Origin of the sequence: Streptomyces durmitorensis (genome assembly GCF_023498005.1) — a bacterium.
Classification (GTDB): Bacteria; Actinomycetota; Actinomycetes; order Streptomycetales; family Streptomycetaceae; genus Streptomyces; species Streptomyces durmitorensis.
The window spans coordinates 2,232,830-2,247,987 of the sequence record NZ_CP097289.1; the positions used below are offsets into that span (position 1 = coordinate 2,232,830).

Annotated in this window: 12 protein-coding genes; 8 read left to right on the forward strand and 4 right to left on the reverse strand. The window is 69.9% G+C overall.

What is annotated here, in order from left to right:
• Positions 1 to 73: 73 nt before the first annotated feature.
• The 3 genes from M4V62_RS10240 (at position 74) to M4V62_RS10250 (ending at position 3,576) form a co-directional block, all read left to right on the forward strand.
• Complete coding sequence (locus M4V62_RS10240) at positions 74 to 901, forward strand: TIM barrel protein (protein ID WP_249586931.1); 828 nt, start codon at positions 74 to 76, stop codon at positions 899 to 901.
• Between the two features lie 78 nt (positions 902 to 979).
• Complete coding sequence (locus tag M4V62_RS10245; RefSeq protein WP_249586932.1) at positions 980 to 1,870, forward strand: 2-hydroxy-3-oxopropionate reductase; 891 nt, start codon at positions 980 to 982, stop codon at positions 1,868 to 1,870.
• 248 nt (positions 1,871 to 2,118) lie between these two features.
• Positions 2,119 to 3,576 (forward strand): catalase, encoded by a 1,458-nt coding sequence (locus M4V62_RS10250; protein ID WP_249586933.1) that lies wholly within the window; start codon positions 2,119 to 2,121, stop codon positions 3,574 to 3,576.
• 310 nt (positions 3,577 to 3,886) lie between these two features.
• Here M4V62_RS10250 and M4V62_RS10255 read toward each other — a convergent pair whose 3' ends face one another.
• Entirely contained in the window at positions 3,887 to 4,564 is a 678-nt protein-coding gene (locus M4V62_RS10255) for a YdeI/OmpD-associated family protein (protein ID WP_249586934.1), read from the reverse strand.
• 86 nt (positions 4,565 to 4,650) lie between these two features.
• A complete protein-coding gene (gcl, locus tag M4V62_RS10260) occupies positions 4,651 to 6,438 on the reverse strand; it encodes a glyoxylate carboligase (protein ID WP_249592770.1) in 1,788 nt (595 codons plus the stop codon).
• A 261-nt stretch (positions 6,439 to 6,699) separates the two neighbouring features.
• Between gcl and M4V62_RS10265 the strand changes: the two genes are divergently transcribed.
• The 3 genes from M4V62_RS10265 to M4V62_RS10275 all read left to right on the forward strand — a co-directional run bounded on the left by M4V62_RS10265 (position 6,700) and on the right by M4V62_RS10275 (position 9,688).
• Entirely contained in the window at positions 6,700 to 7,572 is an 873-nt protein-coding gene (locus tag M4V62_RS10265; protein ID WP_249586935.1) for a protein kinase domain-containing protein, read from the forward strand.
• 156 nt (positions 7,573 to 7,728) lie between these two features.
• Positions 7,729 to 8,520, forward strand: coding sequence for a hypothetical protein (locus M4V62_RS10270; protein WP_249586936.1), 792 nt, complete (start codon positions 7,729 to 7,731; stop codon positions 8,518 to 8,520).
• A gap of 595 nt (positions 8,521 to 9,115) precedes the next feature.
• On the forward strand, positions 9,116 to 9,688 hold the full coding sequence (locus M4V62_RS10275) for a GNAT family N-acetyltransferase (protein ID WP_249586937.1): 573 nt from the start codon (positions 9,116 to 9,118) through the stop codon (positions 9,686 to 9,688).
• Here M4V62_RS10275 and M4V62_RS10280 read toward each other — a convergent pair.
• Together M4V62_RS10280 and M4V62_RS10285 are read right to left on the reverse strand one after the other, a co-directional pair.
• Complete coding sequence (locus tag M4V62_RS10280; protein WP_425575008.1) at positions 9,666 to 11,327, reverse strand: AMP-binding protein; 1,662 nt, start codon at positions 11,325 to 11,327, stop codon at positions 9,666 to 9,668. The two genes, M4V62_RS10275 and M4V62_RS10280, sit on opposite strands and share 23 nt — an antisense overlap.
• Before the next feature lie 104 nt (positions 11,328 to 11,431).
• Positions 11,432 to 13,075: an MFS transporter gene (locus M4V62_RS10285; RefSeq protein WP_249586938.1), complete on the reverse strand. Its 1,644-nt coding sequence runs from the start codon at positions 13,073 to 13,075 to the stop codon at positions 11,432 to 11,434.
• A gap of 128 nt (positions 13,076 to 13,203) precedes the next feature.
• On the opposite strand from M4V62_RS10285, the gene M4V62_RS10290 reads away from it, so the two are divergent.
• Both M4V62_RS10290 and M4V62_RS10295 read left to right on the forward strand, forming a co-directional pair.
• Complete coding sequence (locus tag M4V62_RS10290) at positions 13,204 to 13,908, forward strand: TetR/AcrR family transcriptional regulator (RefSeq protein WP_249586939.1); 705 nt, start codon at positions 13,204 to 13,206, stop codon at positions 13,906 to 13,908.
• 126 nt (positions 13,909 to 14,034) lie between these two features.
• Positions 14,035 to 15,093: a DMT family transporter gene (locus tag M4V62_RS10295; RefSeq protein ID WP_249586940.1), complete on the forward strand. Its 1,059-nt coding sequence runs from the start codon at positions 14,035 to 14,037 to the stop codon at positions 15,091 to 15,093.
• The last annotated feature ends 65 nt before the right edge of the window (positions 15,094 to 15,158 follow it).

Sequence of the window (15,158 nt, forward strand, 5' to 3'; positions counted from 1 at the left end):
GGCGGATCCTCGACGGCAATCTTCCATCAGACAGAAATTAACTTCCGCAATACGGAAGGAGCGCGGAAGCCCCATGGGATACTCCGACCAGCGCTTCAATGTGAACCTGTCGATCCTCTTCACGGAACTCCCGCTCCTGGAGCGCCCCGCGGCTGCCGCCGCGGCGGGCTTCACGGCGGTCGAGCTGTGGTGGCCCTGGGTCGACGCCCCCACCCCCGAGCAGTCCGAGCTCGACGCCCTCCGGGCCGCGATCACGGACGCCGGCGTACAGCTGGTGGGCTTGAACTTCTACGCCGGTCAGCTGCCGGGACCGGACCGCGGCGCCCTGTCGATTCCGGGCGAGGAGAGCGACAAGTTCCGCGCGAACCTCTCGGTGGCGGCGGACTTCGCACAGTCCCTCGACTGCAAGGCGCTCAACGCGCTGTACGGCAACCGGGTGGAGGGGGTCACCCCCGCCGTCCAGGACGAACTCGCCCTGGAGAACCTGGTGCTCGCGGCCCGCGAGGCCGACCGCGTGGGTGCGGTGCTGCTGATCGAGGCCCTGAACAAGCCGGAGTCGCCGCGCTGCCCGATCGTCAGCGCTGACGCGGCGATCGCCGTGGTGGACAAGGTGAACTCCGCCACCGGGCTCGGCAACGCGAAGTTCCTCATGGACCTCTACCACCTGTCCATGAACGGCGAGGACCTGCCGGCCGTCATCGATCGGTACGTGGCTCAGACCGCGCACGTGCAGATCGCCGACAATCCTGGCCGGGGGGCCCCGGGCACGGGGTCGCTTCCGCTGGAGGAGCTGCTGGATCAGCTCCAGAAGGCCGGTTACGAGGGGTACGTCGGCCTGGAGTACAAGGCCGGGGACCGGCCCAGCTCCGAGGCCTTCGGCTGGCTGCCGGCTGCGGACTAGGCCGCCGCTTCGCGGCGGATTCTTCCCGCCCACCCACCCGATTGCCCCGCATCACCCCGTAGCTAGAAAGGCTCCACCATGAGCAACCTTCCCAAGATCGCGTGGATCGGACTCGGCATCATGGGCTCCCCCATGTCCGAGAACCTGATCAAGGCTGGTTACTCCGTCACCGGCTTCACCCTTGAGCAGGACAAGCTGGACCGCCTCACCGCGGCCGGCGGCGTCGCCGCCAAGTCGATCGCCGAGGCCGTCAAGGACGCCGACGTCATCGTCACGATGGTGCCCGCGTCGCCGCAGGTCGAGGCCATCGCGTACGGCGAGAACGGCATCCTGGAGAACGCGCGGTCCGGCGCGCTGATCGTCGACATGTCGTCGATCACCCCGCAGACCTCCGTGGACCTGGCCAAGGCAGCCAAGGACAAGGGCATCCGCGTCCTGGACGCCCCCGTGTCGGGCGGCGAGGCCGGCGCCATCGAGGCCGTGCTCTCCATCATGGTCGGCGGCGAGCAGGCCGACTTCGACGAGGCCAAGCCGCTCCTCGACGCCCTCGGCAAGACCATCGTGCTGTGCGGTCCGCACGGCTCGGGTCAGACCGTGAAGGCCGCCAACCAGCTCATCGTCGCCGTGAACATCCAGGCGTGCGCCGAGGCCGTCGTCTTCCTGGAGAAGTCCGGGGTGGACCTGACCGCCGCCCTCGACGTCCTGAACGGCGGGCTTGCGGGCTCGACCGTCCTGACCCGCAAGAAGGACAACTTCCTCAACCGCGACTTCAAGCCCGGATTCCGGATCGACCTGCACCACAAGGACATGGGCATCGTCACCGACGCCGCCCGCAATGTCGGTGCCTCGCTCCCGGTGGGTGCCGTGGTGGCCCAGCTCGTCGCCTCGCTGCGCACGCAGGGTGACGGCGGCCTCGACCACTCCGCGCTCCTGCGCGGCGTGGAGCGCCTCTCGGGCGCCGAGCTCTAAGAAGCCCTCCAAAGGCTCCAGGAGCTCCCTCAACTTCCGGGCCGCGGCGGCGCTGACACCTGTCCTGTCGCGCCCAGGCGTCGCCGCGGTCCGGAACTCAAGCCTCAGCACGATCAGCCTCATGACGAACAAGCGAACAAGCCCCACCCAAAACTTCAACAAACTGTTGACGTAGCTGTTCAGGCGTACTTACGCTCACGTCACCTCAGCAGTTTCAGCAGTCCGTACGGAAGGTCAACCCCGCCACCATGTCGAAGCGTGTGCTCACGACCGAGTCCGGCGCCCCCGTCGCCGACAATCAGAACTCAGCCACCGCCGGCGTCGGTGGCCCGCTTCTCCTCCAGGACCAGCACCTCCTCGAGAAGCTCGCCCGCTTCAACCGCGAGCGCATCCCGGAGCGTGTGGTGCACGCGCGCGGTTCCGGCGCGTACGGCTACTTCGAGGTGACCGACGACGTCACCGCGTACACCTCGGCCGACTTCCTGAACACCGTCGGCAAGCGCACCGAGACGTTCCTGCGCTTCTCCACGGTGGCGGACAGCCTCGGCGGCGCGGACGCGGTCCGTGACCCGCGCGGCTTCGCGCTGAAGTTCTACACCGAAGAGGGCAACTACGACCTCGTCGGCAACAACACCCCGGTGTTCTTCATCAAGGACCCGATCAAGTTCCCCGACTTCATCCACTCCCAGAAGCGCGACCCCTTCACGGGCAAGCAGGAGCCGGACAACGTCTGGGACTTCTGGGCGCACGCCCCCGAGGCGACGCACCAGGTGACGTGGCTGATGGGCGACCGCGGCATCCCCGCGTCGTACCGCCACATGAACGGCTACGGCTCGCACACCTACCAGTGGACGAACGCGGCGGGCGAGGCCTTCTTCGTGAAGTACCACTTCAAGACGAACCAGGGCGTACGCAGCCTGTCGTCGGACCAGGCCGCCGAGCTCGCGGGCAAGGACGCCAACTCGCACCAGACGGACCTCCTCCAGGCCATCGAGCGCGGCGTGAACCCGTCCTGGACGCTGCACGTGCAGATCATGCCGGCGGCCGACGCGGCCGACTACCGCTTCAACCCCTTCGACCTGACGAAGGTGTGGCCGCACAGCGACTACCCGCTGCAGCGCGTGGGCCGTCTGGTCCTCGACCGCAACCCCGACAACGTCTTCGCCGAGGTCGAGCAGGCCGCCTTCTCCCCGAACAACTTCGTTCCGGGCATCGGTCCGTCCCCCGACAAGATGCTCCAGGGCCGCCTGTTCGCCTACGCGGACGCGCACCGCTACCGCCTGGGCGTCAACCACACGCTGCTCGCGGTGAACGCGCCGAAGGCGACCACCGCCGACAACTACGGCCGTGACGGCCTGATGGCGTCCAACGCGTACGGCCGTGACCGCAAGAACTACGAGCCCAACTCGTACGACGGCCCCGCCGAGACCGGTCAGCCGCTCTCCGCCCCGCTGGCTGTCAACGGCCACACGGGCACGCACGAGGCGCCGCTGCACACCAAGGACGACCACTTCTTCCAGGCGGGTGAGCTCTACCGCCTGATGTCGGCCGAGGAGCAGGCCCGCCTGGTGGCGAACATCGCGGGCGGCCTCTCGCAGGTCACCCGTGACGACGTCATCGAGAAGAACCTCGCCCACTTCCACGCCGCCGACGCCGAGTACGGCAAGCGCGTGGAGGAGGCCGTCCGCGCCCTGCGCGAGGACTAAGAACTCCCGGACTGCACCGGTGAATTGACGGGAGGTCAGTTCACTGGTGCTGCGCCCGCACCATCACGGACCCGGATGAGGGGTGGTCCCGTGGTGAACGGGCCGGACGAGGACCGCGGCGGCTCTGCGAGCCAGTGCGGTGGTAAAGGTCAGGCGGCTCCCTTCTCGACCTGAGGGAGGGGAACACCGCCGGTCCATTCGCAGCCGCCGCGGTCCCAGCCGCTTTCGGGCCCCTGGGCCTTGGGCCCACCCATATGACTCCGTCCGGCAGCGCGTATGCATGTTCCGCCAGTCGCGCGCGGTCGGACGGCTACAACTCCTCAGGCAGAGCGCCGGGTAGGGACGGTCCCCTACCCGGCGCTCCTTTTTGCGTCTGCGGGTCCGTCGTGGCTGGTCGCGCAGTTCCCCGCGCCCCTTCGGGGCGCCCCGTCGCCAGCTTGGCCACCATCCGTTCCAGCCTGGCAGCCCGTGTGGCGGGGGTTCTCGCCGTCATCAGGCGATGCAGCACCACGTACTGGTCCGACTTGCCCAGGGCCTCGAAGGTCTTGCGGGCCGCCGGGCTCGCCGCGAGCGCCGCCGTCAGGTCGTCAGGGACCGTGGCGTTGCGCTGGGACTCGTAGGCCGCCTCCCAGCGGCCGTCCGCCTTGGCCGCCGCCACTTCCGCCAGGCCCGCCTCGCGCATGCGCCCTGCGGCCGTCAGGGCCTCCACCTTCTGCACGTTCACCTTCGACCAGAGGCCGCGCGGCCGGCGCCGGGTGATCTTCTGCAGGTAGTACACGTCGTCGTACGACCTGCGCTGGCCGTCGATCCAGCCGTGGCAGAGCGCCACGTCGATGATCTCCCCCGCCGTCACCGACGGCACGCCCGAGGCCTTCTTGGCGACCATCAGCCACAGGCCAGGTGCGGTGACGTGGTGCGCGTCGAGCCAGGCGTCGAGCTCCGCCCGGTCCTTGCAGGTGATGACCTGCAGACCCTCAAGCGATTCCATCCGCACACACTAAGTCCGCACACACCAAAGGGGCGGTCCACCCCGCTCGGGTGGACCGCCCCTCAGAGCGCCGTGCGGCGCTGCCGTCAGACCTTCAGCGGCCTGATGGCGGTGGGCGCGTGGCCCGGCTCCGTGGCGATCTCCTCGAACTCCTTGACCGCGCTGATGTCGGCCGTGGGGCTCATGGAGATGTTCGTGATGCGCTCCAGGATCGCCTCGACGACGACCGGGACCTGGTGCTCCTGGGCCAGCTTCTTGGCCTGCTCGAAGGCCGTACCCAGTTCGTTCGGGTCGGTGACGCGGATGGCCTTGCAGCCCAGGCCCTCGGCGACCTTGACGTGGTCGACGCCGTAGACGCCCAGCTCGGGGCTGTTCTGGTTCTCGAATTCCAGGTTGACCTGGAAGTTGATGTCCAGGCCGATCTGGGCCTGGCGGATCAGGCCGAGGTAGGCGTTGTTCACCAGGACGTGGACGTACGGGATGCGGTGCTGCGCGCCGACCGCCAGCTCCTCGATCATGAACTGGAAGTCGTAGTCGCCGGACAGGGCGACGACCGGGGTCTCCGGGTCCGCGGTGGCGACACCCAGCGCGGCCGGGATCGTCCAGCCGAGCGGGCCCGCCTGGCCGCAGTTGATCCAGTGGCGCGGCTTGTAGACGTGCAGCATCTGGGCGCCCGCGATCTGCGAGAGGCCGATGGTGGTGACGTACCGCGTCTCCGGGCCGAAGGCCTTGTTCATCTCCTCGTAGACGCGCTGCGGCTTCATGGGGATGTTGTCGAAGTGCGTGCGGCGCTGGAGGGTTTCCTTGCGCTCCAGGTGCGATGCGACCCACTCGGAACGGTCGGGGAGCTTGCCCGCGGCCTTGAGCTCCTTGGCGACCTCGACGAAGAGTTCGAGGGCGACCTTGGCGTCGGAGGCGATCCCGTAGTCCGGCGCGAAGATCTTGCCGATCTGGGTCGGCTCGATGTCGACGTGCACGAACTTGCGGCCCTGGGTGTACACGTCCAGCTTGTAGCCGGTGTGACGGTTGGCCCAGCGGTTGCCGATGCCGAGGACGAAGTCCGACTCCAGGAACGTCGCGTTGCCGTACCGGTGGCCGGTCTGCTGGCCGACCATGCCCGCGTTCAGGTCGTGGTCGTCGGGGATCGTGCCCCAGCCCATCAGGGTCGGCACGACAGGGGTGTTGGTGATCTCGGCGAACTCGACCAGGAGGTCGGAGGCGTCGGCGTTGATGATGCCGCCACCGGCGACGATCAGCGGGCGCTCGGACTCGACCAGGTACGTGATCGCCTTCTCGATCTGCGCGCGGGTCGCGGACGGCTTGTAGACCGGCAGCGGCTCGTACGTGTCGATGTCGAACTCGATCTCGGTCTGCTGGACGTCGATCGGCAGGTCGATGAGGACCGGACCCGGGCGGCCCGAGCGCATCAGGTGGAACGCCTGCTGGAAGATGCCGGGGACCTGCGCGGCCTCCAGGACCGTGACGGCCATCTTCGTGACCGGCGTGGCGATCGACGCGATGTCGACGGCCTGGAAGTCCTCCTTGTGGAGCAGGTGCGTGGGCGCCTGACCGGTGATGCAGAGGATCGGGATCGAGTCGCCGGTCGCGGAGTACAGACCGGTGATCATGTCGGTGCCCGCCGGGCCCGACGTACCGATGCAGACGCCGATGTTGCCGGGGTTGGCGCGGGTGTACCCCTCGGCCATGTGCGAGGCGCCCTCGACGTGCCGGGCGAGCGTGTGGTCGATGCCACCGCCCTCCTGTAGCGCCTTGTAGAACGGGTTGATCGCCGCGCCGGGCACACCGAACGCGTTGGTGACGCCCTCGCGCTTGAGGATCTCAACTGCCGCGCGGACAGCGGTCATACGGGCCATGGGGTTCTCCTGCTTCGACAACAGCTTCGACAGCTTGATCAGCTTTTCGGCTGACGGATACGGCTGGCGGATCCGGCTCCCGTCGCGCCCCGCGGTGAGCTTCTGTTTCCGCATTGTGGAAAAGATGTTCTGCTATATGGAAGCAATGTAGGCGGGTCCAGTGGAGACCGTCAAGAGACGTCCGGGAACCGGCCAGCCCGAGGGGCGCGTCCCAGTCGTTGAATTCGCATGGAATTCGGCCACACCATCGGGGGGTCGAGCGTGGCCAGTTCACCGGACGCGGCGTCATTCACCCGACATAGGTACGGCCGCTGGGCGGTGGGCCCGCTGCTCGGGCAGGGCAGCCTCGGGCGGGTCTTCCTCGCGCACGACGGAGCGGGGCGCGCCGCCGCCCTCCGGGTCGTGCACGCCTCTCTCGCCGGCGACCAGGAGTTCCGTACGCGCTTTGCCCGCGAGGTCCACGCGATCGGCGCGGTGCGGGGGCGCCGGATCGCCGCGCTCGTCGACGCGGACCCGCAGGGTGCGGTGCCCTGGCTCGCCACGGAGTACGTCCCCGGCCCGACGCTCGCCACGCGGGTACGGGAGCTCGGCGGGCCGCTCGGTACGCCGGAACTGCGCGCCTTGGCGAGCGCGCTCGCCGGGGCGCTGAACGACATCCACCGGGCGGGGCTCGTGCACGGTGGCCTGCGGCCGTCGAAGGTGATCCTGGCCGCTGACGGGCCCCGCGTCGTCGACTTCGGCACGGGAGAACAGGGAGGGACGCGGGGAGGGTGGACGGCGTACACGGCGCCCGAGGTCCTGGCGGCACGGGGCGGGGTGGCCAAGCCGCCCGCGGACGTCTTCTCGCTCGGCGCGGTACTCGCCTTCGCGGCGACGGGGCAAGGCGGCTTCGCCCCTGAAGGCCCGGCGCTGCTCGGCGTACCGAGGGAGCTGCTCCCCCTCGTCACCGCCTGCCTCGCCGGGCACCCCACGGCCAGACCGGCCCCACGCACCGTCGCCCGCATGGCGGGCCTTCCCCTGCCGGGCAGCCGCCGCCGCGCCCTGACCCTGGCGGGCACGCTGTTCTTGGCTCAACTGGCTGCCGAGGCAGGCCCACTTGGTGGACGATGGAGGTCACGAACCGGCGAGCGGTGACGGTTACGGTGACGGGTGAGGGTGATGACGGACAGCGGCGTCCCGGTACGGTGCCCGGTCTGCCGGCGCGAGCATGTGTACGCCCCTCCGTCCTACCCCTGCGTGTGCGGCGCCCCCGTGGTGCCGCCGGTGGCACGCGGCGCGACGGTGACTCCGGTGACGGACAGGACGTGGGCGGAGGAGTGGGTGACCGTGCGGTGCCGGATGTGCGGCCGCCGCGATCAGTGGCCCCAGCCCGAGCTGGGGTGCGGGTGCGGGGCGGTGCTGCGGATTCCGGTGCGGGCGGTACAGGCCCCGTCGACCGACCCCGCGGTGCAGGCCCCGCCGAACGACTCCGGGGCGCAGGACCCGCCGAGCGACTCCGCGGCGGAGGCGCAGCCGACCGACCCCGGGGTGGAGGCGCAGCCGACCGACCCCGGGGTGGAGGCTCAGCCGACCGCCCCCGCGGCGGAGGCGCAACCGGCCGACCCGACGCCTCCGGCACCACCGGAGGCTCCGACCGCACCCGAAGTCCCGACCGCACCGGAAGCCCCGGCGCACATCTCCCTGCCCCGGACGGCTCCGACACCTCGGCCCGCCTTCCAGCCGGTGCCGGTCCGCACGGCGCGGGACGCGGTGACGGTGGCGGCGCTGTACCTGCGGTGGCTCGGGTACGGGGAGATCCGGGGAGCGGTCAAGCGGGCGCCTTCCGGGGTGCGGGTCGCGGCGCGGGGCATGATCGCGCTGATCGAGCCGTCCGTGCAGCCGACGTCGCTCCGTGACGTGGAGTGCGTATGGCTCAGCGCGATGACCGAGTCCGTGAGCTGCGTCTGCTTCTCCCTCGCGGGCTACGAGGAACCGGCCCGCGCGCGGGCGGACGCGCTGTCGATCCCCTTGTTCGTCATAGACCTCACGGGAACGCCACAGCCGGTGAACAACGCGGCGGACGAGCTGATGGCCGCGGGCTAGACGCCTCGCGGGACGACGGACGAGGCCGCGCTGCGGGCACACCGCCTATCCGGGCCACCGGACGAACGGCCTCTACGGGGTAACCACCCCACCCGGCCCCCGGACGAAAGACCGCTGCGCGGCAAACGCCCCCACCCGTGCCGCCGGGCAAGAGACCAGCGCGCGGTAACCGCCCCACCCGTGCCACCGGGCAAGAGTCCACCGTGCGGCAATCGCGCCCTCCCGGTGGGCGAGCAAGGAACCACCACGGGGCAATCGCCACCCCGGTCAGCGAGCAAAAAGCCACCGCCGGGCAATCGCACCACCCCGGTGGGCGAGCAAGAAACCACCACGGGGCAATCGCCACCCCAGTCAGCGAGCAAGAAACCACCGCCGGGCAATCGCACCACCCCGGTGGGCGAGCAAGAAACCACCACGGGGCAATCGCCACCCCGGTCGGCGAGCAAAAAGCCACCGCCGGGCAATCGCACCACCCCAGTCAGCAAGCAAGGAACCACCACGGGGTAATCGGGTGGGTGGGTGGGAAACATCCGCCGCGAAGCGGCGGGACAGAAAAACCGGGAGCCGCCAGGCAAGAGACGGCCATACTCAGCAGATGCGCATCCGCCCAGCCACGAGAGCCGAGCTCCCCACGCTCCAGGACATCGAACGCGCCGCAGGCGCCCCCTTCCGCGCCCTGGGCATGGCGGCCATCGCCGACGACGAGCCCCCCACCCTCGCCCTCCTGGAAGAATTCCGCCACGCAGGCAGAGCCTGGGTGGCCACAGGCGAGGGCGAGGGCGAGGGCGAGAGCGAGAGCGAGAGCGACGGCACCCCCGTCGCGTACCTCCTCAGCACCCCAGTGGACACGGCAACGCACATCGAGCAAGTCACCGTCCACCCCCGAGCGGCGCGCCACCGCATCGGCCAGGCCCTGATCGAGCACACAGCGGAGCGCGCCCGCGAACAGGGGCGAGAAGCCCTCACCCTCACCACCTTCGCGGACGTCCCCTGGAACGCCCCCTACTACGCCCGCATCGGCTTCCACGTGCTCGCCGAGGCCGAACTCACCCCGGGGCTCCGAAAGATCCGCGCCCACGAGGCCGAGCTCGGCCTCGACCGCTGGCCGCGCGTGGCCATGCGCCGCGAGCTCACCCCCGGCGGCACTACGCCCCGTACCGCTCCCTGAGCTCGATCTTCCGCACCTTCCCGGACACCGTCATGGGGAAGCTCTCCAGGATCCGCAGCCCCGCCGGGATCTTGTAGTGCGCCAACTGCCCCTCGCAGAAGGCCCGCAGCTCCTCCACGGTCAGCGGATCCTCCGCGTCCCGAAGGATCACGCAGGCCAGCGGCACCTCCCCGTAGCGCTCGTCGGGGACGCCCACCACCTGGACGTCCGCGATCTTCGGGTGGCCGTACAGGAACTCCTCGATCTCGCGCGGGTAGATGTTCTCGCCGCCCCGGATGATCATGTCCTTGATGCGGCCGACGATCTGGACGTAGCCGTCATCGCGCATGACCGCCAGGTCACCCGTGTGCATCCACCGCCCGGCGTCGATCACCTCCGACGTCCGCGAAGGCTCGTTCCAGTAGCCGAGCATCACGCTGTAGCCCCGCGTGCACAGCTCGCCGGAGGCGCCCCGCGGCAGCGTCACGCCGCTGACCGGGTCGACGACCTTCACCTCGATGTGCGGCAGGACGCGCCCCACCGTGCCGGTCCGCCGCTCCAGGTCGTCCGTGCGGCGGGTCTGCGTCGAGACAGGCGACGTCTCCGTCATGCCGTAACAGATGGAGACCTCCTCCATGTGCATCTCGGCGACCACCCGCTTCATCACCTCGACCGGGCAGGGCGAGCCCGCCATGATGCCGGTGCGCAGCGAACTCAGGTCGTACGTCGGGAAGTCGGAGAGGTTCAGCTCCGCGATGAACATCGTCGGCACCCCGTACAGAGACGTGCAGCGCTCGCGCTCCACCGCGTGCAGCGTGGCGACGGGGTCGAAGGACGGTGCCGGGATGACGATGCAGGCGCCGTGGGACGTAGCGCCCAGGTTTCCCATGACCATGCCGAAGCAGTGATAGAAGGGGACGGGCAGGCACACCCGGTCCTGCTCCGTGTAGCCGACCGTACGGCCCACCCAGTAGCCGTTGTTGAGGATGTTGTGGTGGGAGAGGGTCGCCCCCTTGGGGAAGCCGGTGGTGCCCGAGGTGTACTGGATGTTGACCGGGTCGTCACAGCTCAACTCCCCCTCGCGTACGGCGAGTTCGCCCGCACCCACGACCCCCGCCGCGTCCAGCAGCTCGTCCCACGAGCCGTCCCCGATGTAGTGGACGGACCTCAACTCGGGGCAGCCGGGCCGCACCTGCTCCACCAGCGCGCGGTAGTCGCTCGACTTGTGCGACTGCGAGGCGACGAGAACCGTCACCCCGGCCTGCTTGAGCACGTACTCCAACTCGTGCGCACGATAAGCCGGGTTGATGTTCACCATGATCGCGCCGATCCGCGCGGTGGCGTACTGCACGAGCACCCACTCGGCGCAGTTCACCGCCCAGATGCCGACGCGATCACCCTTGGCGACTCCGACCCCCATGAACCCCCGGGCCAACTGCTCGACGGCGGCGCCGAATTCTGCGTACGTCCAGCGTGTCCCCGCCGCCACGTCCACCAGCGCGTCGCGCTGAGGCCAGGCCTCGATCGCCCGGTCGAGGTTGCGCCCGATGGTGTCGCCGAGCAGCGGCGTCGTACTGACACCGTGGGCGTACGACAGTTCGCCGGACCCGCCCGGTCCGCCCAGTCCGCCCGGTCCGCCCAGCTCACTCTGTTCACTCACCGGAAGTCCTCCCACGCGGGCCTTGTGAAGCACGGGCCAAGTGTGACCCGGGTGTCAGCGCTTCGTCGACCCTTGTGTGCCGGTCAGGGGCTGTCTCCCCAGCGTCAGCGAGGTGAGACAGCCGTTCCACTCTCATGTGCGGGAGCCGGGGCCCCCACTTCTTGCAGCGCGGTCGGCGCGAGCCCCGCGGGCACGGATGTCGCGGTGGCGGCCTGCGGCGCACGCCCCTTCCCCTTGCCGGCCATCAGCACGAGGACCACCACAGCAAGTCCTGCGGCCAGCACTCCCCCGGCGACCAGCATCAGGTCGACTCCCGCCGCGGTGGCGGCCTGGGCCAGGTCGTGGAGCGCCCCGCGCCCCTGCGGGGGTGCGGCCTCGGCGACCTTGGTGCCGGCGCCGGCCCGCAGCGCCTCCGTGATCTCGTGGCTGTGCGCCTTCATGTCCGGGTTGGCCGCGAGCCGGTCGCCTGCGTCGCTGACCACGCGGTGCTCGAAGACGGCTCCCAGTACCGCGACGCCCACGGCCGTGCCCAGGCGCCGGAAGGTGTTGACCGCACCCGTCGCCATGCCCGCGTCGCTGGGAGCGACCGCGTTGAGGGAGGCGGAGGAGGCCGAGGAGCTGATCACACCGAGGCCGATGCCACCGATGATGAATCCGGGCACCAGGTGGGTCCAGCTGCTGCTGCCGTCGATGCCCGTCATCGTCCAAGCACCGATGGCGACAAGGACCATGGCGATCGCGATCAGCCACCGGTCGGGAAGCTTGTGGGCGACGCGGGCCGCCAGCGGTGCGGCGACGAACGCGGCCAGGGTGAGCGGCAGGAAGCGGAGGCCCGCCTCCACCGCGTCGTATCCGAGCCCGTTCTGCACATAGACGGCCAGGTAGTTGAGGCTCGAGACGAGGGCGGCCTCCACGCCGAAGGAAGCGAGGATCACGCCGACGAAGTGACGGTTCTTGAACAGACGCAGCTCCAGCATCGGGCTGGCCGCGGTCGCCTGCCGGACGACGAACCCGGCAAGGAGCGCACCGCCGACGGTGAAGCAGGCCAGGATGCGGGTGGAGCCCCAGCCATCGCTGTTGCCCTGGATGAGACCGAACAGGGCGAGCACCAGACCACCGACGAGCAGAACGGTGCCGATCCAGTCGGAGGCGCGGGGATTCTCGGCGCGCGACTCGTCCAGGTAGCGGAAGCCGAGCACGAAGGCGACCGCGGTCACCGGCACCGTGACCAGGAAGATCCAGCGCCATCCGGGCCCGTCGACCAGAACACCACCGAGCAGCGGACCGATGGCGGTGGCGGCGGCGATGGAGGCTCCGTACGCCCCGATCGCCCCCGCCCTGGCCCGCGGCTCAGGGAATGCGGCGCCGATCAGCGGCAGCGTCATGGCGAACAGCAGCGTTCCGCCGATGCCCTGCACCGCCCGCGCGATGTCCAGCGTGAGGGTGTTGTTCGCCAGGGCGCAGGCGAGCGAACCGAGCGTGAAGATCGCCATGCCCGCCTGGAACACCTTGCGGCGGCCGATGCGGTCTCCCAGCGTCGCTGCGGTCAGCACCAGCCCCGCGAGCGGGAGCGTGTACGCGTTCACGACCCACGTCAGGTCGGACAGGTTCGCGTCCATGGCGTCCTGAATGCTCGTCAGCGCCACCGCCACGATCGTGACGTTCATGAGCAGCACGAAAACGGCGGTGCACACCAGGGCCAATGTCCAACCCCGGTGGGACCTGCCGACGGCGACAGTCGTAGCCACGACTGGCTCCTCTCTTTTACACAACGGGTGTAGCCTATGCGTCATAGGTGTACGCCCATAGCGCTACAGGTGTCAAGCTAAGCCCGTTCACCTAAACTGGACGCAGGACGACACGAGGAGGACGCGCCATGACATCCGGGCAGCCCACAACGGCTCAGGAGACCGCCACGGCAGAGGAAGAGGCGGAGGTGGGGACAAGGCTCGAGTCCGACGCGTCGCACACGGCCGAGCAGTCCCCCCATCGCCGCAAGCCGGCCCGGCGCGGCCAAGGCGGCCAGCTCCGCAGCGAGATCATCGAGGCCGCGAGCCAGATGCTCGCCGAGACCGGCGACGTGAATTCACTGTCCCTGCGTTCCGTGGCCAGGACCGTGGGAGTGGCGGCCACGTCGATCTATCTGCACTTCAGTGACATCGGTGAGCTGATCGCGGCGGTCAAGCAGCGCCGCTTCCAGCAGTTCACCGAAGCCCTCTCCAGTGCGGCGACCGCAGCGGGGGACGACCCGCTCGAGCGCGTCAAGGCCATGAGCCGCGCCTATGTCGCGTACGGCCTGTCGCACGAAGGCAACTACCGGGTCATGTTCACCCCGCTCTCGCAGCCGGACTCCAGCCGGCAGGAGCGCAGGGCCATCGGCGAGGGCGCATTCGCCCTGCTGTGCGACGCGGTGGCCGACGCGGTGGGCCAGGCGGACGGCGAGCGGGTCGCGATCCACCTGTGGACGGCACTCCACGGCGCCGTCACGCTGCACAGCCTGAGCTACTTCCCCTGGCCTCCCGTAGAAGAGCACGTGGACAGCCTGGTCTCGCTGCTGCTGCGCCCCGGGACCACGGAGTGACGGACTTCATATCCGTACCGCGAGGGAAAGCGGTCCGCGAGGAGGGCCAACTGCCCTCCACCGGCGCCCCGTCGGGGTCCCGGCCGGGAGTCCGGGCTCTCCACCAGTCCCGGCGCCGGATCCACCATGAGTAGCGTCCTGCTGGCGGTGTCCCTGGCGTGCATCTCCTCTGTCGTGTACGCGGGGGCCGCTGTCGTGCAGGAGCTGGCGGCCTCCGGCACCACGCGTCCGGGAGACCTGAGCATGTTGCGGCGGTCGACCTGGTGGTTGGCCGCCGCGCTCAACCTCGTCGGCGGGGCCCTCCATGTGGGCGCCCTTCGCTACGGCTCCCTCACCATGGTCCAGTCCCTCGGTGCCCTGACCCTGGTTGCCGCCGTGCCCATGTCGGCCGCGACCCACCGCCGACGAGTCGCCGCCCGCCAGTGGTCAGGGACCGCGCTGACCGTCTCGGGGCTGATCGGGGTCCTGCTGTTCGCCCGGGCCACGGGACCTGGCGACGAAGCCTCGTTCGCGGAGTTGCTCGTCGTCGGGGGCATCACCGCGCTGGTCCTCGCCGCGTCGTTCAGCGCAGCCGTGCTGAGCCGACGTCGGAGTGCGGCAAGCCTGTGGTTCGCGGTGGGAGCGGGGGCGTCCTTCGGGGCAGCGTCCGTGCTCACGCAAACGGTGGTCATGGCTCTGTCGCACCGGGGCCTGTCCGGTTTCCGTCAGCCGGCCATCGCCCTGGCCGGACTGGCCGTGGCGGTTCTCTCGCTCGCCGGAGCGCTCCTGTCCCACAACGCCTACCGCTTCGGCCTCGGCGCCCCGCTGGCGACGTTGACCCTCGTAAATCCCCTTTACGCGGGGGCTGTTGGGCTCACCTTGCTCGACCAGCACCACGCGGCCGGCCTGCACAGCGCGATGGGGGCGACGGCCGCGGTGGCGGTCACGGGTGCGGGGGTGTTCCTCCTGACCCGGGCGGCTCCCTCCGCCGGCTCCCCCCTTCCGAACCCGGCCCTTCCGAACTCTGGCCTTCCGAACTGTGGCCTTCCGAACTCGGCGGCGGTCGGCACCGCCCCCGGTGAGCCTGCCACCGGCTACGAGGCCACTCGGTTCACCCGCCCGACCCCACGCCAACGAACGTTCGGACGATCACGCTCCGACGGCACGCGCACGCGCCGGACACGGGAGCCAGCGGGCTCCGCATGAGAGCGACGAACACCGGCATGGGCGAGGTCCCAGGAATGCGCCGTGAACCCGTGGGTGGTTCGGTC

What these genes read in the sequence shown, in the direction of transcription:
- M4V62_RS10295 (WP_249586940.1), top strand. Translation starts at nt 14,035, where the DNA reads ATGAGTAGCGTCCTGCTGGCGGTGTCCCTGGCGTGCATCTCCTCTGTC.
- gcl (WP_249592770.1), bottom strand. Translation starts at nt 6,438, where the DNA reads ATGGCCCGTATGACCGCTGTCCGCGCGGCAGTTGAGATCCTCAAGCGC.
- M4V62_RS10240 (WP_249586931.1), top strand. Translation starts at nt 74, where the DNA reads ATGGGATACTCCGACCAGCGCTTCAATGTGAACCTGTCGATCCTCTTC.
- M4V62_RS10250 (WP_249586933.1), top strand. Translation starts at nt 2,119, where the DNA reads ATGTCGAAGCGTGTGCTCACGACCGAGTCCGGCGCCCCCGTCGCCGAC.
- M4V62_RS10290 (WP_249586939.1), top strand. Translation starts at nt 13,204, where the DNA reads ATGACATCCGGGCAGCCCACAACGGCTCAGGAGACCGCCACGGCAGAG.
- M4V62_RS10275 (WP_249586937.1), top strand. Translation starts at nt 9,116, where the DNA reads ATGCGCATCCGCCCAGCCACGAGAGCCGAGCTCCCCACGCTCCAGGAC.
- M4V62_RS10255 (WP_249586934.1), bottom strand. Translation starts at nt 4,564, where the DNA reads ATGGAATCGCTTGAGGGTCTGCAGGTCATCACCTGCAAGGACCGGGCG.
- M4V62_RS10245 (WP_249586932.1), top strand. Translation starts at nt 980, where the DNA reads ATGAGCAACCTTCCCAAGATCGCGTGGATCGGACTCGGCATCATGGGC.